This window comes from Kitasatospora sp. NPDC001119 (assembly GCF_053598475.1).
Genome location: NZ_JBSFKI010000024.1, coordinates 1 through 24,469 on the forward strand (window position 1 = coordinate 1; position 24,469 = coordinate 24,469).

12 protein-coding genes and 1 riboswitch are annotated in these 24,469 nt (G+C 76.3%); of the genes, 4 read left to right on the forward strand and 8 right to left on the reverse strand.

Annotation, left to right across the window (positions count from 1 at the left end):
* Positions 1–116 precede the first annotated feature (116 nt).
* The 8 genes from ACWDD9_RS27435 to ACWDD9_RS27470 all read right to left on the reverse strand — a co-directional run bounded on the left by ACWDD9_RS27435 (position 117) and on the right by ACWDD9_RS27470 (position 7,733).
* Complete coding sequence (locus ACWDD9_RS27435) at positions 117–860, reverse strand: (2Fe-2S) ferredoxin domain-containing protein (protein WP_449812978.1); 744 nt, start codon at positions 858–860, stop codon at positions 117–119.
* Positions 857–1,672: an ABC transporter ATP-binding protein gene (locus ACWDD9_RS27440; protein WP_449812979.1), complete on the reverse strand. Its 816-nt coding sequence runs from the start codon at positions 1,670–1,672 to the stop codon at positions 857–859. Before ACWDD9_RS27440 ends, ACWDD9_RS27435 begins: the two co-directional genes overlap by 4 nt.
* Positions 1,669–2,748, reverse strand: coding sequence for a FecCD family ABC transporter permease (locus ACWDD9_RS27445; protein ID WP_449812980.1), 1,080 nt, complete (start codon positions 2,746–2,748; stop codon positions 1,669–1,671). The genes ACWDD9_RS27440 and ACWDD9_RS27445 overlap by 4 nt, the downstream gene beginning before the upstream one ends.
* The gene (locus ACWDD9_RS27450) at positions 2,745–3,614 is read right to left on the reverse strand and encodes an ABC transporter substrate-binding protein (RefSeq protein ID WP_449812981.1); all 870 of its coding nucleotides are present in this window, start codon (positions 3,612–3,614) and stop codon (positions 2,745–2,747) included. The genes ACWDD9_RS27445 and ACWDD9_RS27450 overlap by 4 nt, the downstream gene beginning before the upstream one ends.
* 257 nt (positions 3,615–3,871) lie before the next feature.
* Positions 3,872–4,077, reverse strand: a riboswitch (cobalamin riboswitch).
* A gap of 112 nt (positions 4,078–4,189) precedes the next feature.
* Positions 4,190–5,068, reverse strand: coding sequence for a shikimate dehydrogenase family protein (locus ACWDD9_RS27455; RefSeq protein WP_449812982.1), 879 nt, complete (start codon positions 5,066–5,068; stop codon positions 4,190–4,192).
* A 1-nt stretch (position 5,069) separates the two neighbouring features.
* Positions 5,070–6,134 carry a 3-dehydroquinate synthase family protein gene (locus ACWDD9_RS27460; RefSeq protein ID WP_259316404.1) on the reverse strand — a complete coding sequence of 355 codons (1,065 nt, stop codon included), beginning with the start codon at positions 6,132–6,134 and terminating at the stop codon, positions 5,070–5,072.
* A gap of 91 nt (positions 6,135–6,225) precedes the next feature.
* Entirely contained in the window at positions 6,226–7,131 is a 906-nt protein-coding gene (locus ACWDD9_RS27465; protein ID WP_241852958.1) for an ROK family protein, read from the reverse strand.
* Positions 7,132–7,292: 161 nt separating this feature from the next.
* Positions 7,293–7,733, reverse strand: a complete 441-nt coding sequence (locus tag ACWDD9_RS27470; protein WP_074003444.1) for a type II 3-dehydroquinate dehydratase — start codon at positions 7,731–7,733, stop codon at positions 7,293–7,295.
* Between the two features lie 162 nt (positions 7,734–7,895).
* Here ACWDD9_RS27470 and ACWDD9_RS27475 point away from each other — a divergent pair, with 162 nt between their 5' ends.
* The 4 genes from ACWDD9_RS27475 to ACWDD9_RS27490 form a co-directional block, all read left to right on the forward strand.
* Positions 7,896–9,062 carry a DegT/DnrJ/EryC1/StrS family aminotransferase gene (locus ACWDD9_RS27475; protein ID WP_449812983.1) on the forward strand — a complete coding sequence of 389 codons (1,167 nt, stop codon included), beginning with the start codon at positions 7,896–7,898 and terminating at the stop codon, positions 9,060–9,062.
* Between the two features lie 8 nt (positions 9,063–9,070).
* Complete coding sequence (locus tag ACWDD9_RS27480) at positions 9,071–10,177, forward strand: Gfo/Idh/MocA family protein (protein WP_449812984.1); 1,107 nt, start codon at positions 9,071–9,073, stop codon at positions 10,175–10,177.
* A gap of 163 nt (positions 10,178–10,340) precedes the next feature.
* Positions 10,341–11,057: an HAD-IA family hydrolase gene (locus ACWDD9_RS27485; protein WP_079272307.1), complete on the forward strand. Its 717-nt coding sequence runs from the start codon at positions 10,341–10,343 to the stop codon at positions 11,055–11,057.
* A 442-nt stretch (positions 11,058–11,499) separates the two neighbouring features.
* Positions 11,500–24,469: SDR family NAD(P)-dependent oxidoreductase (locus ACWDD9_RS27490; RefSeq protein ID WP_449812985.1), on the forward strand; the 12,970-nt coding region annotated here is incomplete at its 3' end.

Consider the following 24,469-nt stretch of genomic DNA (forward strand, 5'->3'; position numbering starts at 1 on the left):
GGAAGGCGAGCAGGCTGCCGACGAACGGCTCGGCGAAGACCCAGCAGAACTCCCGACGGGTCTGCGGGTCGCGGGCCGCGCGGTACGGACCGCCGCTCCCGGGCCGGTGGCCGCGATCAGCCGTCGTGGCTGCCCGCCCGCTCCCTCCGGTGGCGGGGGAGGCGGTGGGACTCGAGCGGTCGTCCGCCGGCGAGGTGCTCGGTGACGATGAGGGCGGCGGCGGCCGGGTCGACGTTGCCGTACCAGACGTCGTCCGGCTGCACGCTGACGACGGGGGCCTGGTTGCAGGGGAACTGGCAGCCCGTCTGGGTGACGAGCACGTCGTCGTCGCCGAGGCCCTGCTCGGTCAGTCCCTGGACCAGGGCGCGCAGCCCCTCCTCCACGCCCTTGGCCGCGCAGCGCGGGCCGCGGCACACCATGACCTGGTGCCGGTGGCCGGGCACGTCCTCCCAGGCCGCGGAGGTGAGGCCGGGCTCTGTGCCGGTGACGGCCTTCGTCGCCGCGGCCACCGTGGGGACCGCGGCCGGCGAGTCGGCGAGGCGGGTGGCGACGAGGAGTTCGGGACGGTGGCCCGCGCGCTCGCGCCACCAGTACGCGGCGATCCGCCGGAGCCAGGACTGGCCCGGGCCGGAAGCCGTGAGGCGGACGCCGACCAGGACCACGGTCTCGGTGCCCGCGTCGGCCAGCCTGGTCAGCTCGGCCGACAGGGACGGGTCCGCCAGCTGCAGGAACGCGATCGAGGCCCGGTGCGACGCCGCCGCCCGGAGGAGTTCGTCACGACGGACGGCCTCCCCGGCCGACATGCCGACCAGGACCACGGCACTGCGGCGGGCGGGGGCATCAGGGGCGGGGGAGGTCATGGCGTCGTCCTTTCGTGGAGCAGTCCGTTCCACCGGATGTGCGGCCTGTCGTGCCGGGGGTGCCGTTCCACGGTGACGTCGACGCCGTAGACCTCCGCGATCGTGCGCGAGGTGAGCACCTCGGAGCCGGGCCCGTGGGCGACCAGCCGGCCGTCGAGCAGGACGGCGACCTCGTCGCAGTAGGCGGCGGCGAGTTCGAGGTCGTGGAGCGCGGCGACCGTGGTGATGCCCAGCCCGCGGACGGTTTCGAGGAAGCCGAGTTGGTGGCGCAGGTCGAGGTGGTTGGTGGGCTCGTCGAGCAGCAGCACGTCGGGCTCCTGCGTCAGCGCCCGCGCGAGCTGGACCCGCTGCCGCTCGCCGCCCGACAGCGTCGGCCAGGACCGGTCGAGCAGGTGGCCGACGTCGGCCGCGGCGACGGCGTCGGCGACCACGGACCGCTCGTGGGCGTCGGCGGCGGTGTCCGTCGGCACGGGCCAGCGGCCGCGGTGCGGCGTGCGTCCGAGCTCGATGACCTGACGGACCGGCAGCGACAGCCGGGTGTCCGCCTGCTGCTCCATGAAGGCCACCCGTCGTGCCCGCCGGCGGGCCGTGAGCGCGTGGAGGTCCTCGCCGTCCAGCAGGACCCGGCCCGCGCTCGGCCGGGTCAGTCCGGCGACCGCGCGCAGCAGGGTGGTCTTCCCGGCGCCGTTGGGCCCGAGCAGGCCCGTGATCCGGCCGGGGCGGAAGGCGATCGAGACCGCGTCCAGCAGGGTGGCTCCGCCGACGCGGACACCGAGTCCCTCCGCGCGCAGCCCGACAGGCGTCGTCGTCACTGCGCCCTCCCGTCGGCCCGCCCCTGGCGCCACAGCAGCCAGGCGAAGAACGGCGCTCCGAGCCCGGCCGTGACGACGCCGACGGGGATCTCCCGGTCGGGGAGGACCGAGCGCGCCACGACGTCGCTGCCCACCAGGAGGGACGCGCCGACCAGCGCCGACACGGGCAGCAGGAGGGCGTGGCGCGGGCCGCAGACGAGGCGGACCACGTGCGGGACGACCAGGCCGAGGAACCCGATGACGCCGGTGTTGGCGACCAGGCACGCGGTCACCAGCGCGGCGGTGGCGACGAGGACCCAGCGGGTGCGCTCGACGTGGACGCCGAGGGAGCGGGCGGCGGTCTCGCCGAAGGCGAAGGCGTCCAGGTCGCGGGCCGAGGAGGCCAGGACCGTGACACCCACCAGCGCGACCGCCAGCAGGAAGACGGCGGTGGGCCACCGCACGCCGGCGACCGAGCCCAGCGTCCACTCCATGACACCGCGCGCCGCGTCGCGGTCCCCGAGGACCATCACCACGAACGAGGTGTAGGCCCCGCACATCTGGCCGACCGCGATGCCGGCGAGCACGGTCCGGGCGGTGGGCAGCGACCGGGTTCGGGCGCCGGCCAGGGCCAGGACGACGACGGCGGCGAGCAGGGCGCCGGCGAAGGCCGCCGTCGCCACCGCGCCGGTGCCCACGGCGCCGGACACGCCGACGCCGAGGACGATCACGGTGACCGCGCCGGCGGCGGCTCCGTCCGAGATCCCGAGCAGGAAGGGATCGGCCAGGTCGTTCCCGGTCAGGGTCTGCAGCACCGCGCCGCAGACCGCGAGGCCGGCGCCGGTGGCGGCCGCCCCCAGCACCCGGGGCAGCCGCAACTGCCAGACGATCTGGTCGTCGAGCAGCGTCACAGGAGGGTCGCCCAGCCCGAGACGGCGCGCCACGACCTCGATCACCGTTCCGACCGACTCGTGCTGCGAGCCCACGGCCAGGCCGAGGAGCAGGGTGCTCAGGAGCAGGGCCGCGGCGACGGCCAGGGCCGCCGTCGCGCGGCCCGGACCAGCGGGCCGCGCGACGGGGTGGGGCGCGGCGGTCATGAAGCCGGGTGCAGTCGGCCCAGCCCGTCGGACACCCGGGCGGCACCGTCGGCGAGCAGCACACCGGGGGTCGACTCGGAGAACGGCACCGTCACGAAGGCCTTGCGCTGTACGGCGGTGAGCTTGCTCAGGACCGGGTCGTTCTCCAGGTAGTCGATCTTGGACTGGGCGGTGTCCCAGTCGGCGTCCGCGACCACGATGGCGTCCGGGTCCGCCGCGACGACCTTCTCCCAGCTCACGTTCTGCCAGCTGCCGGGCAGGTCCCCGAAGACGTTGCGGGCGCCCACGGCGTCGAGCACGAGTTGGGGTCCGCCCTGGCCGGCGCCGACGAACGGAGTCTTGGTGTCCGAGTCGAACCACAGGACCTTCAGGCCCTTGCCCGCGGCCGTCGCCGTGAACTGCGCCAGCTGCTGCTCCTGCTGTTGCTGGATCGCGGCGGCCCGCTCCGGGACGCCGAAGACCTTGGCGACGTCGTTCAGCTCGCCCCACGCCGCCTGCCAGGTCGTCGGCGGCACCTGGTTCTTGTCCGAGCAGCCGAACGGGGACAGGTACGACGGGACGCCCTGGCCGCGCAGCTCCTCCCGGGTGCCCGCGACCTTGTCGGTGAACGCGCTGGAGTAGGAGGCGTACAGGAAGTCGGGACGGGCCGCGAGGAGGTTCTCCTTCGTCGGGTACTTCTTGGAGAGCACCGGGACGGAGTCGTAGGCGGCCTTCCACTTCTCCGGGACGGAGTCGTCGAGGTAGGCGGTACCGGCCATGCGGGACTGCAGCCCGAGGGCCAGGGCCACCTCGGTGGCACCCTGGTTGAGCGTCACCAGCCGCTCGGGCGGCGCGCCGACCGTCACGGTGGTCCCGCAGTTGTCCACGCTGACCGGCGCGGCACTCCCGGTCGCCCCGCCGGACGCGACGGGCGCGGGGGCGCCCGCGCAACCTCCGACCACACCGACGAACAGCAGGGCCGCGACGGCCCGGCCGACACGTGTCGGACCTGTGGGACGTACGGGACGTACAGGACGTACAGGACGTACGGGACGCATGGAGCGCGCGGAGCGCATGGAACGTATGGATCGGACCGGATGCGGGTACGGCTGACCGCTGGGCACGTGTTCTCCAAAACCCTCGTGGAACATGTCGCGCCGTGGCCGGTCTCCTGGCTTCCGCATCAACACGCCGCGACCGACCTTCCCGAGCGGCTCTCCCAGCCCGCCCAGTGGCCCTGACCGCTGGCGAAAGCCGGTCAGCGAGGGCCGCGGAACTCCGCGGCAACAGTGGCGAGGGCCGCACCGGACTCAGACCGGTTTCCCGAACACCACGGCGATGGCACGGTATCAGGCGTGGTCAGGTCGGTGGCGACCGGCCGGTGGGATGATCGTTTGGATCGTTCCCGGGGACGGGGGAGGGAGCGGCCACGGGGGTCGGCCGGCTCCGGAGGGACGGGGGATCACCCCGGAAGGCGGAAGAAGGAGCGGTAGAGCGGCAGCTGCTCGGCGAGCATGTGGATGCCGGGGTGGGTGGCGAGGCCGAGGGCGGCGGCGGTGCGCAGCAGCGGGGTCTCGGCGGGCGTCATGATGATGTCGGCGACCAGCGCGCCGGGCGCCAGCGGTGCCGGGTCGAAGGGGAGCGGGTCGGCCGGGTCCAGGCCCAGCGGGGTGGCGTTGACCGCGAGGTCGACGCCGGAGGGCGGGCGCGGGGCGGCGGCCACGCGGCCGGGCCAGCGGGTGCCGAGCCGCTCCAGCAGGGCGTCCACCCGGCCCCGGTCGGGATCGGTCACGGTGAGTGCGGCGGCCCCTTCGGCGAGCAGGGCGGCGGCGATGGCGAGCCCCGCGCCTCCGGCGCCGGCCAGTGCCACCCGCAGCCCGGCCGGGTGGTACCCGGCGGCGGCCAGGCCCCGGACGAACCCGGCGCCGTCGAAGTTGTCGCCGTACCAGCGGCCGTCCGGCTCGCGGCGCAGCGCGTTGGTGCTGCCCAACAGGGCGGCGGCGTCGCTGAGTTCGTCGGCGTGCCCGCACATCGCCAGCTTGTGCGGGACGGTGACCAGCAGCCCGTCCAGGTTGGCGACGGCCTTCAGCCCGCGGACGACCTCGTCCAGCCGGTCCGCCGGGGCGTGCACGGGGACGAGCACGGCGTCCACGCCGCTCGCCGCGAACAGCGGGTTGAGCAGGGCGGGCGCCTTGGCCTGTGCGACCGGGTCGCCGAGCACCGCGAACAGCCGGGTGCGGCCGGAGATCGGCGGGCGGGCGGCCGGCGCGTCGGGTGCGTCGGGTGCCGGTACGTCGGGGGCCGGCAGGTCGGGGGTCGGCAGGTCGGGGTGAAGGGACATCTCAGGCCTCCCCGGCGGCGGCGCGCGGCATGGCGTCCAGCGTGCGGGCGACCAGCGACTCGGGGACGTCGCTGACGAGTTCGGCGCCGCGCGGGCCGTCCAGGACGAAGGAGAGCCCGTCGACGGCCTTCTTGTCCAGCCGCATGAGGGCGATCAGCGCCCCGGTGCCGACCTCGGGCGGCAGTGCGGTCGGCAGCCCGTAGTGGGCGACCACCTCGTGGTGCTCGGCGACCCGCTCGGGGCCGATCCGGCCGAGCGCGCCCGCCAGCCGGCCGGCGAAGACCGTGCCGACGCCGACCGCCTCGCCGTGGCGCAGCCGGAAGTCGGTGGCGCGTTCCAGCGCGTGGCCCAGGGTGTGGCCGTAGTTGAGGATGTGCCGCAGCCCGGTGTCGCGCTCGTCGGCGGCCACCACGGCGGCCTTGCGGGCGACGCTCGCGGCGATCTGCTCGGGCAGCGGCAGGTGGCGGAGGTCCCCGGCGCCGATGAAGTGGCAGCGGGCGATCTCCCCGTAGCCGTTGACGCGTTCGCGCGGCGGGAGGGTGTCGAGGTAGTCGGTGTCGCAGAGCACGGCGGACGGCTGCCAGTACGCGCCCACCAGGTTCTTGCCCTCCGGGAGGTTCACCGCCGTCTTGCCGCCGACGCTCGCGTCGACCTGGGCCAGCAGCGAGGTGGGCAGGTGCACCACGGGCACTCCCCGGTGGTACAGCGCGGCGGCGAGCCCGACCGCGTCGGTGGTGGTGCCGCCGCCGCAGGAGACCACGGCGTCGGCCCGGCCCAGGCCGAACGCGGTGAAACGGCTGCACAGTTCGGCCACCCAGGCGAGGGACTTGCCCTCCTCGCCGTCCTTCGCCTCCACCACCAGGGTGTCGAGACCGGTGTCGGGCAGCCACTCGGCGGGCCGGGCGCTGACCACCGCGACCCGGCGGGCGCCGATCCCCGCGAGCACCCCGGCCAGCCGGTGGCGGGCGCCGGGGCCGATCAGCACCGGGTAGCCGCGCTCACCCAGCTCCACGTCGATGCGCCGCAGCCCGCCGTCCGTACGGACGAGGGTTTCTGTCGTGGTCAACTCGGCTCCCAGGGCTGGTCGGTGAGATGGTGTGCGGTGCGGTGCGGTGCGGTGCGGTGCGGTGCGGTGGGGCGCGGGCGCGGGCACGGCTTCAGGCCGCAGGCTGCAGCCGCGCCAGCGCGAGGGCGCCGTGCAGCGAGGACAGCCCGCCGAGCACGGCCGGCCGGATCGCGGGGACCGGGCCGCCGGGGCGGGCCAGCGCGGCGGCGTGCGCCTCCACCCGCGCCGTGAAGCCGGGCAGCCCGTCGGCGAACCCGCCGCCCAGCACGGTCAGTTCGGGGTGGAACAGCTCGCCGAGCGAGACGGCCGCGGCCGCCAGCGCGGCGCAGGTCTCCTCGACGGCCTCCACCGCCCACGGCGCGCCCTCGGCCAGCCCGGACCGCAGCTCCGGGTACTCGACCGGCGCGCCGCGCAGCAGTTCCGCGCGCCGCAGGGTCGCCGGGCCGGAGGCGGTGGCCTGCAGGCAGCCGCGCCGTCCGCAGTCGCAGACCGGGCCCCGGCGGTCGACGATCAGGTGGCCCGCCTCGCAGGAGCCGCGCCCCGGGCCCGGCAGCGGCGCGCCGCCGTGCACGACACCGCCGCCGACGCCCGTCCCGACACCCAGGTAGACCACGTGCCCGGACCCGGCGTGCACCGCCTCGGCGAGCGCGGCCAGGTCACCGTCGTCCGCCCAGGCCAGGGCGGCGGCGGGGAAGAGCCGCCGCAGCGCCGGGACGAGGTCGAAGCCGCGCCAGTCGGGGCGGCCGGGCCAGGCGAGCACCCGGCCGTCCGGGCCGAGGGTCGCGGGCACGGCCACCCCGACCGCCGCGAAGTCGCCCTCCCAGCGCTCGCGCAGGTCGGCGACCGTGCCGGCCAGCGCCGTCCAGTCGGCGTAGGCGCCGGCCACCCGGGCGCCGGGCCAGCGCAGCACGGCCTCCTCGGTGCGGACCGGCCCGCCGGGCGGACCGTCCTCGGCGCGCAGCGCGACCTTGGTGCCGCCGATGTCGATGCCGAGCACGCCCCGGGCGGCCGTCGGGGCCTGAGCCGTGGGGGCCTGAGCCGTCGGGGCCTGCGGCGTTGGGCCCTGAGCCGTCGGAGCCTGAACCGCGGGACCCGGCGCCGCCGCGGCCCGCGCCGTCGTCGTGGTGCCCCCAGCCGGGGCGCCCGTCGCGAAGCCCATCAGGACGCCGGGACCTTCGCCAGCAGCGCCTGCGCGGCGAGCCGGTAGCCGAGCGCGCCGAGCCCGACGATCACGCCCGAGGCGATCGGCGCCAGTACCGACTCGTGCCGGAAGGACTCGCGCGCCCAGACGTTGGACAGGTGCACCTCGACGAACGGCCGCGGGTAGGCGGCGAGCGCGTCGCGCAGGCCCCAGCCGGCGATCATCAGCGCGCCCGGGTTGACGATCGCCCCGACGGAGCCGTCCCAGGCGTCCTGCACCGCCTCGATCAGCTGGCCCTCGGACTCGCGCTGGACGGAGACCACCTTCCAGCCCCGGCCGGCCACCTCGGCGGCGACCGCGGCCTCGATGTCGGCCAGGGTGTCGGTGCCGTAGACCTCCGGCTCGCGGCGGCCGAGAATCCCGAGATTGGGGCCGTTCAGCAATAGCAGTTCGCTCATATTCCGGTTATAGCAGCGAATTCCCCGGACGAAACCGGAGAGGGTTGCCGAACTGCAGGACAAGGGATTTGTAGGGGGGTGCGTAGGGGAGGTGACGGGCCGGATTTCCTGGGTTAGCGTCCCGTTCCACGGTCCCCCCGACAGGAAAGGCTGCGCGGAATCATGAGTGCCCAAGGACGTCCGGCCCCGGAGTTCCCGGTCTGGCCCCAGTACGACGATGCCGAGCGCGAAGGACTGCTCAGGGCCCTGGAGCAGGGCCAGTGGTGGCGGATGGGCGGCAAGGAGGTCGACACCTTCGAGCAGGAGTTCGCCGACTACCACGGCGCCGCCAAGGCGCTCGCCGTCACCAACGGCACCCACGCGCTGGAGATCGCCCTCCAGCTGCTCGGTGTCGGCCCGGGCACCGAGGTCATCGTGCCCGCGTTCACGTTCATCTCCTCCTCCCAGGCCGCCCAGCGGCTCGGCGCCACCGCGGTGCCGGTCGACATCGACCTCGACACCTACAACCTGAGCCCCGAGGCGGCCGCCGCCGCGATCACCCCGCGGACCCGGGCGATCATGCCCGTCCACATCGCCGGCCAGATCGCCGACCTGGACGCCCTCGACAAGCTCGCCGCCGACTCGGGCGTCTCGATCGTGCAGGACGCCGCGCACGCCCACGGCGCCCGCTGGCGCGGCCGCCGGGTCGGCGAGCTGGGCTCGATCGCCGCGTTCAGCTTCCAGAACGGCAAGCTGATGACGGCCGGCGAGGGCGGCGCCGTCACCTTCCCGGAGACCGCCCAGTACGACGAGGCGTTCCTGCGGCACAGCTGCGGCCGCCCGCCGACGGACCGGAAGTACTACCACCAGACCTCCGGCTCCAACTTCCGGCTCAACGAGTTCTCCGCGAGCGTGCTGCGCGCCCAGCTCGCCCGCCTGGACGGCCAGATCAGCGTCCGCGAGGAGCGCGCCAAGCTGCTCAAGAGGCTGCTGACGGAGATCCCCGGTGTGGTGCCGCAGGGCCACGACGAGCGGGCCGACCGCGTCCCGCACTACATGGCGATGTTCCGGGTGCCCGGCCTCGGCGAGGACCGGCGCAACGCCCTGGTCGACGACCTGATCGCGCGCGGCCTGCCCGCCTTCGTGGTCTTCCGCGCCATCTACCGCTCGGACGGCTTCTGGGAGTCCGCGGCGCCCGACACCACCGTCGACGCGCTGGCCGAGGCCTGCCCCAACAGCGAGGCGCTCACCGCCGACGGCATCTGGCTGCACCACCGCACCCTCCTCGCGAGCGAGCGGGCGATCGAGGACACCGCGCAGATCATCGCCGACGCCCTGGCCGCGGTGTGAACGCGCGGGTGAGCACCGCCGGACGGGGGCCGGACGCCCCGGTGCGGGTGGCCGTCGTCGGCCTCGGCTGGGCGGGCCGCACCATCTGGCTGCCCCGCCTGACGGCCCACCCGGCCTACCGGGTCACCGCCGTCGTCGAGCCCGGCCCCGGCGGCGCGGAGCACGTGCCGTCCGGCGCCGCGCTCCTCGCCGACGCCGACCTGCTCGGCCCCGACGTCGACCTCGCGGTCGTCGCGGTGCCCAACCACCTGCACACCCCCGTGGCCGAACGCCTGCTCGCCCGCGGCATCCCGGTGTTCCTGGAGAAGCCGGTCTGCCTCAGCTCCGCCGAGGCGGACCGGCTGGCCGCCGCCGAACGCGCCGGCGGGACCGTCCTGCTGGCGGGCAGCGCCGCCCGCTACCGGCCGGACGTCGCCGCCCTCACCGAACTGGCGGCGGACCTCGGCCCGATCCGGCACGTCGACCTCGCCTGGGTCCGCGCCAGCGGTGTCCCCGACGCCGGCGGGTGGTTCACCAGCCGGCGGCTCTCCGGCGGCGGCGCCCTGGTCGACCTCGGCTGGCACCTGCTGGACACGGCCCAGGCCGTGCTCGGCGGCGACGTCCGGTTCCCGTCGGTGCTCGGCTCGCTCTCCGCCGACTTCGTCAACGACGGCAGGCGCGGCGCCGGCTGGCGCGGCACCGAGGGGCCGGACGGCGCGGGCGACGTCGAGGACACCGCCCGCGGCTTCCTGCTCACCGACACCGGCGTCTCGGTGGCGGTGCGGGCGAGCTGGGCCTCCCACGAGTCCGTCGACACCACCCGGATCACCGTGGAGGGCGCCACCGGTTCCGCGACCCTGGAGTGCACCTTCGGCTTCAGCCCGAACCGCCGGGTCCCGCGCCTCACCCGGACCCGCGACGGCGTCACCACCGAGGTCCCGCTGCCCGGGGAGAACGTCGGCACCGAGTACGTGCGCCAGCTCGACGAGCTGCCCGCCGTGCTCGCCGACCCGGCCTCGCGCGGCGCGGCCGTGAAGCGCGCCCACCACACCATCTCGGTCATCGAGCGGCTCTACGCGGCGGCCCGCGCCCCGCGGCCGCGGCTCGCCGACGAGGCCGCGGCGCTCGCCGTCTGACCGTCGTCGGCGTCCGACCGTAGTTCCCCGCCGTTCCCCGCCGAGCCGCGGCTCCACCCGAGCAGCCCCGTGCCCCGGCCCCGGAGGCCGTGCCCATCCCCTCGGCCCCGGGGCGTCAGGCCCGGTCACCCGTCCGGGCAGCCCCTCGTCCCATGGAGATCCCATGCCGATCGACCAGCTCGCAGCCACCGCCCCGACCACCGGGCCCGACGGCCACGCGCTCGCCGCCCGCTCCCCGCTGCGCGCCGTGGTCTTCGACCTCGACGGCGTCATCGTCGACAGCTTCGACGTGATGCGCCGGGCGTTCCTCACCGCCTACGAGGAGGTGGTCGGCGACGGCAACCCGCCGTTCGAGGAGTACTGCCGCCACCTCGGCCGCTACTTCCCGGACATCATGCGGATCATGGGGCTGCCGCTCGCCCTGGAGGAGCCCTTCGTCCGGGAGAGCTACCGGCTCGCCCCCCAGGTCACCGTGCACGCCGGGGTGCGGGAACTGCTCGTCGACCTCAACCGGCGCGGCATCCGGCTGGCCGTGGCCACCGGCAAGAGCGGCCCCCGGGCCCGCTCGCTGCTCGACCAGCTCGGCCTGCTGCACCACTTCGACCACGTGCTCGGCTCCGACGAGGTCCCCCGGGCCAAGCCCGCGCCCGACATCGTGCTGCGCGCCCTGGAACTGCTCGACGTGCCGGCCGAACGGACCGTCATGGTCGGCGACGCCGTCACCGACCTGGCGAGCGCCCGGGGCGCCGGGGTCGGCGCGATCGCCGTGTTGTGGGGCGAGAGCGACGAGGCGGCGCTGCTCGCCGAACGGCCCGACGCGGTGCTGCGCCGGCCCGACGACCTGCTCGCCCTGCTGCCCGAACCCGTCCCGGCCCACTGACCGGCCGCGAGCCCGCCCCACCCGGCCGCCCCACCGGCCGGTCCGGGCCGGTCCGCCCTCCCCGCCCCGCCGCGCCCACGCCCGGCGGGGCGGCGCCGTTCCCACCTACCGCTCAGCCGCCGGCCGCGCCCGCTACCCCTGCCCCGTCCACCGTGATTAGGGCCCGTATAGGGGGTCGGATAGGGGCGGCCCGGAGCCCCCGCCGCACGAGACTGTGACCGGCGGGAATTCGCGTACGGCCGCCCCGGAAAGGCCGCCCGGCAATTGCGCCGGCCCCGTACCGCGACATTCCGGCCAGGAAATGCAAGCCCCATTCCGCCGCCGCCCACCCCCGGTGCCGGGCGGAAATCGAATGCCCCGCCCGAGGCCCGAACCGGGCCGACCGGAACAGACCCCGAACCAACCCTGAACCGACCCTGAACCGACCCAAGGAAGTGACGGCATGTTGCGCACCGAGCTGATCCGGCCGCTGCCCGAACTGCTGGCCGAGCACGCCCGCGACAGCTCGGACAAGACCGCGTTCCGCGACGCCGTCCGCGGCGTGACCTACGGCGAGCTCCACGCCCGCACCGGCCGGATCGCCGGCCACCTCGCCGACCTGCGCCTCCAGCCCGGCGACCGGGCCGCGATCCTGCTCGGCAACAGCGTCGAGGTGGTGGAGGCCTACTTCGGCATCCTGCGCGCCGGCGCCATCGGCGTCCCGCTCAACCCGCACGCCACCGAGGCCGAGCTCACCCACCTGCTGGACGACAGCGGTGCCCGCGTCGTCATCACCGACGCCGCCCGCGCCGCCGGCCTGGACGCCCTCGCCCGCGGCCGGGCCGACCTGCGGGTGATCGTCACCGGCGAGGGCCCCGTCCCGGCCGGCACCCTCTCCTTCGAGACCCTGGCCGGCACCGACCCCGCCACCCCGGCGCGCGACGACCTCGGCCTCGACGACCCCGCCTGGATGCTCTACACCTCCGGCACCACCGGCCGGCCCAAGGGCGTGCTGTCCACCCAGCGCAACTGCCTCTGGTCGGTCGCCGCCTGCTACGTGCCGGTGCCCGGCCTGAGCGCCGAGGACCGGGTGGTCTGGCCGCTGCCGCTGTTCCACAGCCTCTCCCACATCGCCTGCGTGCTGAGCGTCACCGCGGTCGGCGCCACCGCCCGCATCCTCGACGGCTTCGCCGCGCGGGACGTCCTGGAGGCCGTCCGCGAGGAGTCCGCGACCTTCCTGGCCGGTGTGCCCACCATGTACCAGCAGCTGGTGCGCGCCGCCCGGGAGGACGGCTTCACCGCGCCGGCCCTGCGGATGTGCCTGGTCGGCGGCGCCATGACCACCGCCGCGCTGCGGCGCTCCTTCGAGGAGGCGTTCGGCGCGCCGCTCATCGACGCCTACGGCTCCACCGAGACCTGCGGCTCGATCACCGTCAACTGGCCCACCGGCGCCCGCGTCGAGGGCTCCTGCGGCCTGCCCGTCCCCGGCCTGGGCGTGCGCCTGGTCGACGTCGAGACCGGCCTGGACGCCGCCGACGGCGAGGAGGGCGAGGTCTGGGTGCGCGGCCCGAGCGTGATGCTCGGCTACCACAACCAGCCCGAGGCCACCGAGCAGGCGCTGCGCGGCGGTTGGTACCACACCGGCGACCTCGCCCGGCGCGACGGCTCCGGCTACTTCACCATCACCGGCCGGATCAAGGAACTCATCATCCGCGGCGGCGAGAACATCCACCCGGCCGAGGTCGAGGAGGTGCTGCGCGGCGTGCCCGGCGTCGCGGACGTCGCCGTCGTCGGCAAGCCCCACGAGGTGCTCGGCGAGGTGCCGGTGGCCTTCCTGGTGCCCGGCCCCGGCGGCCTCGACCCGGAGGCCCTGCTGGCCGCCTGCCGGGAACGGCTCTCCTACTTCAAGGTCCCCGAGGAGCTGTACGAGACGGAACGCATCCCGCGCACCGCCTCCGGCAAGATCACCCGGCACGTGCTGCTGGACGCGCCCGCCCGGCTGCGGGCCGCCGGCGGCAGCCACTACGAGCACCTGTTCCGCGTCGACTGGCTGCCGCTCTCCTCCGTCCCCGGCGCCCGCTCCGCCGCCGGCACCTGGGCGGTGCTCGGCGCCGACGCCTTCGGCCTCGCCGACGCCCTCGGCGCAGCCGCCCACCCCGACCCGGCCGCGCTGGCTGCGGCCGGCCCGCTGCCCGATGCCGCCGTGCTCGGCGTCGGCGCCGGCCTGCGCACCCCCGGGCCGCTCGCCGCCGACGTCGAGGAGGCCGTGCGCGCCCTCGACGGGCAGCTCACCGCCTGGCTCGCCGAGGAACGGCTCGCCGACACCGCGCTGGTCGTCGTCACCCGGGGCGCCGCCGGCCCCGGCGGCGCCACCGACCTCGTCCAGGCCGCGCTGCGCGGCGTGGTCCGCGCCGCCCGGGTGGCGAACCCCGGCCGGTTCCTGCTGGTCGACCTCGACGCGGAGGAGAACGCCGCCGACGCCCTGGCCACCGCCGTCGCCTCCGGCGAACCCGAACTCGTCGTCCGCTCCGGCGTGGCGCTGCGCCCGCGCGCCGCCCGGGTGTCCGCCGCGCTCGCCCACGGCGAGCCCGGCGCCCGCTTCGACCCGTGCCGCACCGTCCTGGTCACGGGCGCCGACGGGCCGGCCGCCGCCGCCGTCGCCCACCACCTGGTGGCCGGCCGCGGCGTGCGCCGGATCCTGCTCACCAGCCCGCACGGCCCCGCCGACCGGGCCGCCGCCGAACTCGCCGGGCGGCTCACCGCCGCCGGCGCCGAGACCACCCTCAGCGCCCTCGACCTCGCCGACCGCGACGCCCTCGCCGACTGGCTGGCCGGCCCGGGCACGCGCTTCAACGCCGTCGTCCACACCCCCGGCGCGGCCTTCCCCGGCCTCGGCGCCGCCCTCGCCGCCGCCGTCAACCTGCACGAACTGACCGCCGGCGCCGAGCTGTCGGCCTTCGTGGTGCACACCCCCACCGTCGGACCGCTCGGCACCCCGGGCGCCCCCGGGGAGGCCGCCGCCGCGGCGTTCCTCGACGCCCTCGCGCACCACCGCAGCCGCCACGGCCTGCCCGGCCTCGCGCTCATCACCGGCCCCGCCGACGGGGACGGACGCCCCGTGCCGCCCGGCCTCGGCCGGCTCACCGCCCAGGAGAGCGCCGCCGCGTTCGACGCCGCCCACCTGGCCGACCACACCTCGCTGCTGCTGCTCCGGCTCGACCCCGAAGGGCTGGACGCCCTCGCCCCGCAGGACGTGCCGGCCCTGCTGCGCGACCTCATCGACACCCCGGCCGGACCGAGCGGCCCGGACACCGCGACCGCCGCCGCGCTGCGCCGCCGCCTGGCCGGCCGTCCGGCCGCCGACCGGCGGCGCGAACTGCTCGACCTCGTCCTCGCGGAGACCGCCGGGCTGGCCGGCGACGGCCCCGACCCGATCCACCCCGACGGCCCGTTCAAGGACCTCGGTTTCACCTCCGCCACCGCCGTCGAACTGCGCGGCCGCCTCACCGCCGCCACCGGCCTGCGGCTGCCCGCCACCCTCGCCTTCGACCACCCCAACCCGACCGCCGTCGCGGCCTTCCTGCTGAACGCCCTGACCGGCCGTCCGGCCACCGCCGCCCGGCCCGCGCCCGTACCGCGCACCGTGCCGCCCGCCGAGGACCCCGTCGTCATCGTCGGCGCCGCCTGCCGGCTGCCCGGCGGCGTCGCCTCCCCGGCCGACCTGTGGCGGCTGGTCGCCGAGGGCACCGACGCGATCACCCCCTTCCCCGCCGACCGCGGCTGGGACCTCGACGCCCTCTACGACCCGGACCCGGCCGCCCCCGGCACCTCCTACGCCCGCCACGGCGGATTCCTGCACGACGCGGGCGAGTTCGACGCCGCCTTCTTCGGGATCTCGCCGCGCGAGGCGCTCGCGACGGACCCGCAGCAGCGGCTGCTGCTGGAGACCTCCTGGGAACTGCTGGAGCGCGCGGGCATCGACCCGACCTCGCTCAAGGGGCAGCCGGTCGGCGTCTACGCGGGCCTGATGTACCACGACTACGCCACCGACCTCGCCGAGGTCCCGGACGGCCTGGAGGGCTACCTGGGCACCGGCAACGCCGGCTCGGTCGCCTCCGGCCGCATCTCCTACACCCTCGGCCTCGAAGGCCCGTCGGTGACGGTGGACACCGCCTGCTCCTCCTCCCTGGTGGCCCTGCACCTGGCCGCGCAGGCGCTGCGCGACGGCGAGTGCACGCTCGCCCTGGCCGGTGGCGCCGCGATCATGGCCCGGCCCACCTCCTTCGTCGAGTTCTCCCGCCAGCGCGCGCTCTCCGCCGACGGCCGGGCCCGGGCCTACGCGGACGGCGCCGACGGCACCGCCTGGGCCGAGGGCGTGGGCCTGGTGCTGCTGGAGCGGCTGTCGGACGCCCGGCGGCTGGGGCACGAGGTGCTGGCGGTCGTCCGGGGTTCGGCCGTCAACCAGGACGGCGCGTCCAACGGTCTGACCGCCCCGAACGGTCCCTCGCAGGAGCGGGTGATCCTCGCCGCCCTCGCCAACGCCGGGCTGACACCCGCGGACGTCGACGCCGTCGAGGGGCACGGGACGGGGACCTCGCTGGGCGACCCGATCGAGGCGCAGGCGGTGCTGGCCACCTACGGCCAGGGCCGTCCGGCCGAACAGCCGCTCTGGCTCGGGTCGTTGAAGTCCAACATCGGCCACGCCCAGGCCGCCGCCGGTGTCGCCGGTGTGATCAAGATGGTCGAGGCGCTGCGCCACGGCGTGCTGCCGAAGAGCCTGCACATCGACGTGCCCAGCACCAAGGTGGACTGGGAGTCCGGCGCGGTCGCCCTGCTCACCGAGGAACGGGCCTGGCCCGAGGTCGACCGGCCGCGCCGGGCCGCCGTCTCCTCCTTCGGCGTCAGCGGCACCAACGCCCACGTCGTCCTGGAGCAGGCCCCCGCCCAGGAGCCGGCGCACCGGGCGGTGCCCGCCGGACTCGACGGCGAACCCGACGCCGGCTCCGGCACCCCGGTGCCCTGGCTGCTCTCCGCCCGTTCCCCCGAGGCCCTGCGCGACCAGGCCGAACGGATCGCCGGGTTCACCGAGGCCAGGCCCGTCGCCGAGGCGCCGGCCGTCGCCCGCGCGCTCGTCGGCTCCCGGGCCGCGCTGGAACGGCGGGCCGTCCTGGTCGCCGCCGACCGGGCGCGGGCGCTGAGCGGGCTGCGGGCCCTGGCCGGGGGAGAGGCCGCGGCCGGGCTAGTGTCCGGTCGGGCGGAGGTGAGTGGTCGGTCGGTGTTCGTCTTCCCGGGCCAGGGTTCCCAGTGGGCCGGGATGGGGCGTCGGCTGCTCGCCGAGTCCGCGGTGTTCGCGCGGGCTCTGGAGGAGGCCGCGGAGGCGCTGAAGCCCTATGTCGACTGGTCGTTGCTCGATGTGGTGAACCAGGTGCCGGGTGCCGCTTCGCTGGAGCGAGTGGACGTGGTGCAGCCGGTGTCGTTCGCGGTGAACGTCGCGCTGGCCCGTCTCTGGGCGTCGCTGGGTGTGGTGCCGGACGCGGTGGTCGGCCACTCGCAGGGGGAGATCGCGGCGGCGCACGTCGCCGGGATCCTCTCGCTGGACGACGCCGCCGCTGTGGTGGCGCTGCGGTCGCAGGCCATCGCCCGTGGTCTGGCCGGACGCGGCGGCATGGTGTCGATCGGGCTGCCGCTCGCCGAGGTGGCCGACCGGCTCCCCGCCGGGGTCGAGGTCGCCGCGGTCAACGGCCCCTCCTCGGTGGTCGTGGCCGGTGACCCGGCCGGCCTCGACACCGTGGTGGCCGCCTTCGAGGAGCGCGGCGCCCGGGTGCGCCGGATCCCCGTCGACTACGCTTCCCACACCGCCCACGTGGAGTCCATCGAGGCCGAACTCGCCGAGCTGCTCGGCGCGGTGAAGCCGCAGCCGGCCGTCGTCCCGTTCCTGTCGACGGTCGAGGGCCGCTGGCTGGAGGGTCCGGAGCTGGACGCGGGGTACTGGTATCGCAACCTGCGGCAGACGGTCCGCTTCGCCGAGGCCGTCGAGACCCTGGCGGGTGACGATTTCCGGGCGTTCGTCGAGGTCAGCGCGCACCCCGTGCTCGCCCACGCCGTCGTCGAGGCCCTGGAGGAGGCCGTCCAGGCGCCGACCGTCGTCACCGGGACCCTGCGGCGCGAGGACGGCGGCTGGGACCGCGTCCTGCTCGCCGCCGCCGAACTCCATGTCCGCGGCCTGCCCGTGGACTGGTCCACGACCCACGCCGGGGCCGACACCGTCCGCCCGTCCGAACTGCCCACCTACCCCTTCCAGCACCAGCGCTACTGGCTCCGGCCGGGCCGCTCCGCCGGCGACCTCACCGCCGTCGGCCTGGACAAGGCCGGCCACCCGCTGCTGGAGACCGAACTGCTGCTCGGCACCGAGGAAGGCGCCGTCTTCACCGGCCGGATCACCGAACGCACCCTGCCCTGGCTGGCCGACCACCGGGTCGGCGGCGCGACGCTGCTGCCCGGCACCGCGCTGCTCGACGCCCTCGCCCACGTCGGCCACCGGCTCGGCACGCCCACGGTCGAGGAACTGACCGTCTCCGCCCCGCTCGTCGTCCCGGACGGCGGCGGCCTCGACCTCCAGGTCCACGTCGGCGAGGCCGAGGACGGCCGCCGCGCCGTCCGGCTGCTCACCCGCACCGGCCCCGGCCTGCCGTGGCACGCCAACGCCACCGGAACGCTCGCCCCCGAGGGCCCGGAGCCCGCCACCGCCGACGACCTGACGGTCTGGCCGCCCGCCGAAGCCCGCCCGCTCGACACCGACGGCCTCTACGACCGGCTCACCGTCGCCTACGGCCCCGCGTTCCACGCCGTCGAGGCCGCCTGGCTCGCCGACGGCCGCCTCTACGCCCAGCTCCGCCTCCCCGACACCACCACCGACACCACCGCCTACGGCCTGCACCCCGCCCTGCTGGACGCCGCCCTCCACCCGCTCGGCGAGGCCGGCCTCCTCCCCGGCGCCGACGTGCCCAGGCTCGCCTTCTCCTGGGCCGGCGTGCGCCTGCACGCCACCGGCGCCGAGGCGCTGCGCGTGGTCGTCACCCCCGCCGGCCCCGACACCCTCACCATCCGGGCCGCCGACGACACCGGCGCCCCCGTCGTGGACGTCGAGGCCCTCACCGTGCGGCCGGTGGACCCGCGCGGCCTCACCGCCGGTCCGGCGGACGACGCGGCCCTGTTCGAGGTCGACTGGGTCCCCGCACCCGAGGCCGCCGACACGCCCGCCGACGGGCCCGTGGACTGGACCCTCCACAGGGACCTGCCCGAGGACGGCGCCCTGCCGCCCCTCGTGGTCCTGCCCGCCGGCGTGGGCGCGCCCTCCGACACCGTGCCCGAGCGCGCCCACGCCGTCGGCCACGACGTCCTGCGGGCGCTCCAGGCCTGGCTGGCCGACGACCGGACGGCCGACTCCCGGCTCGTCGTCGTCACCCGGCGCGGCGAACTCGTCCAGGAACCCGTCCGGGGCCTGGTGCGCACCGCCCAGTCGGAGAACCCCGGCCGCTTCGTCCTCGTCGAGGCCGACGACCCGGCCGACGCCGCCCGGGCGGTGGCCGCCGCACCGGACGACGAACCGCAGCTGGCGCTGCGCGACGGGCGACGGCTGGTCGCCCGCCTGCGCCGCCCGGCCGCCCCGCCCGCCCCCGCGCCGGACGCGCCGTCCCCGCTGGCCGGCGGCACCGTCCTGGTCACCGGCGCCAACGGCGGCCTGGGCCGCCTGGTGGCCCGTCACCTCGCGGCGGTCCACCGCGTCGCGGAACTCGTGCTCCTCTCCCGCTCCGCCGTGCCCGCCGACCTGCTCGAAGAACTCGCCGCGCACGGCACCCTGGTCCGCGCCGAGGCCGTCGACACCGCCGACCGCACCGCGCTGGCCGCCGTCGTCGACACCCTCGCCGACCGGCTGACCGGCGTCGTCCACGTCGCCGGGATCGTCGACGACGGCGTCATCGAAGCGCTGGACGCCGCCAAGTGGCACAGCGTGCTGCGCCCGAAGGTCGACGCCGCCTGGCACCTGCACGAGCTCACCGCCGGCCTCGACCTGGCCGCTTTCGCGCTCTACTCCTCCGCCTCCGGCGTCCTCGGCGGCTCCGGCCAGGGCAACTACGCGGCCGGCAACGCCTTCCTCGACGGCCTGGCCGCCCACCGGCGCTCGCTCGGACTGCCCGCCGTGTCGCTCGCCTGGGGCCTGTGGGCCGAGGCCGCCGGCATGGGCGGCCGGCTCAGCGACACCGACCTCGCCCGGATGGCCCGGGTCGGCACCCGCCCCCTCTCCGCCGACCAGGGCCTCGCCCTCCTGGACGCCGCACTCACCGGCGAGCCCGCGGCCGTGGTGCCGATCAGGCTCGACGTCACCGGCGTCCGCACCGAGGACCTCCCGCCGCTGCTGCGCGACCTGGCACCCGCCGCCCGCGCACCCCGCGCCCTGCGCCGGGCCGCCGCCCGCACCGCCGCGGACGGCGCCGGCACCCTCGCCCGGCGGCTCGCCGGACTCTCCGCCGCCGACCGCGACGAGCTGCTGACCGCCCTCGTCCGCGACACCGCCGCCGCCGTCCTCGGCCACGGCTCGGCCGCGGCACTGGACATCGACAAGGCGTTCAAGGAGCTCGGCATCGACTCGCTCACCGCCGTCGAACTCCGCAACGCCCTCGGCACCGCCACCGGCCTGCGCCTGCCCGCCACCCTGGTGTTCAACTACCCGACGCCCAAGGCCCTCGCCGCCCACCTCGCGACCGAACTCGTCGGCGAGGAACCGGCCCCCACCGCCCCCGCCGCCCCCGCGGCACAGGCCGCCGGGACCGAGGACGACCCGATCGCGATCGTCGCCGTCGGCTGCCGCTTCCCCGGCGGCCTCGACTCCGGCGAGGACCTCTGGCGCTTCGTCGCCGCCGGCGGCGACGCCGTCACCGGCCTGCCCGCCGACCGGGGCTGGGACCTCGACGGCAGCTACGACCCCGACCCCGACGCCCCCGGCCGCACCTACGTGCGCGGCGGCGGATTCCTGCCCGGCATCGCCGACTTCGACGCCGCCTTCTTCGGCATCAACCCGCGCGAGGCCCTGGCGATGGACCCGCAGCAGCGCCTGCTGCTCGAAGTCGCCTGGGAGACCCTGGAGCGCGCCGGACTCGACCCCACCGCCCTGCGCGCCACCCCGACCGGCGTCTTCATCGGCACCCACGGCCAGGACTACGGCACCCAGGGCACCGGCGGCGCCGCCGACGAGGGCTACCTGGTCACCGGCAACGCGGGCAGCGTGCTCTCCGGCCGCCTCTCCTACGCCCTCGGCCTCGAAGGGCCCGCGATCACCGTCGACACCGCCTGCTCCTCCTCGCTGGTCGCCCTGCACCTCGCCGCCCAGGCGCTCCGCGCCGGGGAGTGCACGCTGGCCCTGGCCGGCGGCGCCTCGGTGATGTCCACGCTCGAAGGCCTGGTCGGCTTCTCCCGGCAGCGCGGCCTCGCCGCCGACGGCCGGAGCAAGGCCTTCGCCGACGCCGCCGACGGGTTCGGGATGTCCGAGGGCGTGGGCCTGCTGTTGCTCGAACGGCTCTCCGACGCCCGGCGGTTGGGGCACGAGGTGCTGGCCGTGGTCCGGGGTTCGGCCGTCAACCAGGACGGTGCGTCCAACGGTCTGACCGCCCCGAACGGTCCCTCGCAGGAGCGGGTCATCCGGGCCGCGCTCGCCAACGCCCGCCTGACGGCCGCCGACGTCGACGCCGTCGAGGCGCACGGCACCGGCACCCCGCTCGGCGACCCGATCGAGGCACACGCCCTGCTCGCCACCTACGGCAAGGACCGTCCGGCCGAACAGCCGCTCTGGCTCGGGTCGGTGAAGTCCAACATCGGCCACACCCAGGCCGCCGCCGGTGCGGCGGGCGTGATCAAGATGGTCGAGGCGCTGCGCCACGGCGTGCTGCCGCAGACCCTCCACATCGACGCGCCCTCCTCGCACATCGACTGGTCCTCGGGCGGCATCGCCCTGCTCACCGAGCAGCGGGCCTGGCCGGAGGCCGACCGCCCGCGCCGGGCCGGCGTCTCGGCGTTCGGTGTGAGCGGGACGAACGCGCACGTGATCCTGGAGCAGGCGGAGCCGGCCGGCGGCGCCGAGCCCATCGACGGAGCCGCAACGCCCGTCGGTGCCGGGGAGAACGTGGTTCCCTGGGTGGTCTCGGCCGCCTCGGAGGCGGCGCTGCGTCAGCAGGCCGCGCGGCTGGCGGCCTTCGCGGAGGGACAGCCGGCTCCGGACCTCGCCGCCACCGCCGGGGCGCTCGTCACCGCGCGCACCCGGTTCACCGAGCGTGCCGTGGCCGTCGGCGCCGACCGGGCCGCGCTCGTCGCCGCCCTGAAGGCCCTGGCCGAGGGGGAGGCCGCGGCCGGGCTGGTGTCCGGTCGGGCGGAGGTGAGTGGTCGGTCGGTGTTCGTCTTCCCGGGGCAGGGTTCCCAGTGGGCCGGGATGGGGCGTCGGCTGCTCGCCGAGTCCGTGGTCTTCGCGGAGGCTCTCGGTGAGGTCGACAGGGCCTTGAAGCCCTATGTCGACTGGTCGTTGCTGGATGTGGTGAACCAGGTGCCGGGTGCCGCCTCGTTGGAGCGGGTGGACGTGGTGCAGCCGGTGTCGTTCGCGGTGAACGTCGGCCTGGCGCGCCTGTGGGCGTCGCTGGGCGTCATCCCTGACGCGGTGGTCGGCCACTCCCAGGGCGAGATCGCGGCGGCGCACGTCGCGGGCATCCTCTCGCTGGAGGACGCGGCGGCGGTGGTGGCGCTGCGGTCGCAGGCCATCGCGCGGGGCCTGGCCGGACGCGGCGGGATGGTCTCGGTCGGGCTGCCGCTCGCCGAGGTGGCCGACCGGCTCCCCGCCGGGGTCGAGGTCGCGGCCGTGAACGGCCCCTCCTCGGTCGTGGTGGCCGGTGACCCGGCGGGTCTGGACACGCTCGTCGTCGCGTACGAGGAGCAGGGCGTGCGCGTGCGGCGGATCGCCGTCGACTACGCCTCGCACACCTCGCACGTGGAGTCCATCGAGGCCGAACTCGCCGAGCTGCTGGGCTCCGTGAAGCCCCAGCCCGCCGCGATCCCCTTCCTTTCCACCGTCGAGGGCCGCTGGCTGGAGGGCCCGGAGCTGGACGCCGGGTACTGGTACCGCAACCTGCGGCAGACCGTCGGCTTCGCCGAGGCCGTCGAGACCCTGGCGGGTGACGGTTTCCGGGCCTTCGTCGAGGTCAGCGCGCACCCCGTGCTCGCCCACGGCATCGTCGAGGCCCTGGAGGAGGCCGTCCAGGCGCCGACCGTCGTCACCGGGACCCTGCGCCGCGAGGACGGCGGCTGGGACCGCGTCCTGCTCGCCGCCGCCGAACTCCACGTGCACGGCCTGTCCGTGGACTGGTCCACGGCCCACGCCGGAGCCGGCACCGTCCGTCCCTCCGAACTGCCCACCTACGCCTTCCAGCACCAGCGCTTCTGGCTGGAGCCCGTGGCCGCCACCGGTGACGTGACCGCGTTCGGGGTCGCCGCCGCCGAGCACCCGCTGCTCGGCACCCTGGTCGAACTGCCCGACGGGGGAGAGGTGTTCACCGGACGGCTGTCGATCCGATCGCATCCGTGGCTGGCCGGCCACGCCGTCTCCGGGACGGTCCTGCTGCCCGGCGCGGTCTTCCTCGAACTCGCCCTGCGGGCGGGGGAGCGGACCGGTCTCGGCCGACTCGACGAGCTGGTCGTCGAGGCGCCCGGGATCCTGCCCGAGCGCGGTGGCCTCCAGGTCCGTGTCACGGTCGACCCGGCCACCGCCGACGACGACCGCCGGGCCGTCCACGTGCACTCGCGGCCCGAGGACGCGGAGGGCGGCGTGTGGACCCGGCACGCCACCGGCTTCCTGGCGGCCGAGACCGCACCGGAGTTCGGCTACGAGGCGTGGCCGCCGGCCGGCGCGGAGCCGGTCGCCCTGGACGGCTTCTACGAGCGGCTGGCCGAGGCGGGCTACGAGTACGGCGACGCGTTCCGGGGCCTGCGGGCCGCCTGGCGGTCGGGCGAGGAGGTGTTCGCCGAGGTCGCGCTGCCGGAGGAACTGACGGACTCCGCCGGGCGGTTCGGACTGCACCCGGCCCTGCTGGACGCGGCCCTGCAGTCCGCCAACCTGGGCGCGGCGCCGGTGGCCGGACCGGGGGAGGTACTGCTGCCGTTCGCCTGGAACGACGTGGCCCTGTACGCGTCCGGGGCCACCGCGCTGCGGGTGCACTCCCGCCGGGAGGGCCCGGACAGCGTCTCCTTCGCGCTGACCGACCCGGTCGGCCGGCCCGTCGGTGCCGTCGGGGCGCTGGTCCTGCGGCCGGTGGCGCCCGAGCGGCTGTCCGCCGCCCGGGACACCGCCGCCGAGCACCTGTACCGCGTCGACTGGGCGCCCGCCGACCTGCCGCGGGCGGCGGACCGCCCGTCCGGGGACGATGTGCTCGACCTGACCCGCGTCCCCGAGGGGTTGTCGGTGCCGCGGGCGGCCCGGGCGCTCGTCGGCGCCGCGCTCGGCGGGATCCAGGAGCACCTGGCCGGTGACTCCGCCGGCCCGCTCGCGGTCCTGACCGCGCATGGCGCCGGGGACCCGGTGGCGGCCGCCGTCCGGGGCCTGGTCCGCACCGCGCAGCTCGAACACCCGGGCCGGATCGTCCTGGTGGACACCGACGGCTCGGCGGTGCCCGCCTCACTCGTGGCCGACGCGCTCGCGTCCGGCGAACCCCATGTCGCCTGGCGCGACGGGACCGCGGTGGTGCCGCGCCTGGCGCGTGCCGAGGCGCCCACCGGCACCGGCCCGGTCCTGGATCCGGCGGGGACGGTGCTGGTGACGGGTGGTACGGGGACGTTGGGCGGGTTGGTGGCCCGGCATCTGGTGGAGTCGCACGGGGTGCGGCGGCTGCTGTTGGTGAGCCGTCGCGGCGTGGCGGCGCCGGGTGCGGCGGAGCTGGTGGCCGGACTCGAGGCGCTCGGTGCCGAGGTGGAGGTGGTGGCCGCCGATGTGTCGGACCGTTCGGTGGTCGACGACCTGGTCCGTCGGGTTCCGGTGGAGCGTCCGCTGACGGCGGTGGTGCACACGGCCGGCGCGCTGGCCGACGGCGTCTTCGAGACGCGGTCGGCGGAGGAGCTGGGGGAGGTGTTCGCCCCGAAGGCGGACGCGGCCTGGCACCTGCACGAGGCGACCGAGGGCCTGGGTCTCGCGGCCTTCGTCCTCTTCTCCTCCGGCGCGGGCGTGTTCGGCAGTGCCGGGCAGAGCCTGTACGGGTCGGCCAACGGTTTCCTGGACGGCCTGGCCGGGTGGCGCCGTGAGCGGGGCCTGCCGGCGGTCTCACTGGCCTGGGGCCTGTGGGCGCAGGCCAGTGGGCTGACCGGGCACCTGGACGAGGCCGATCGCGCCCGGCTGGCCCGGGGCG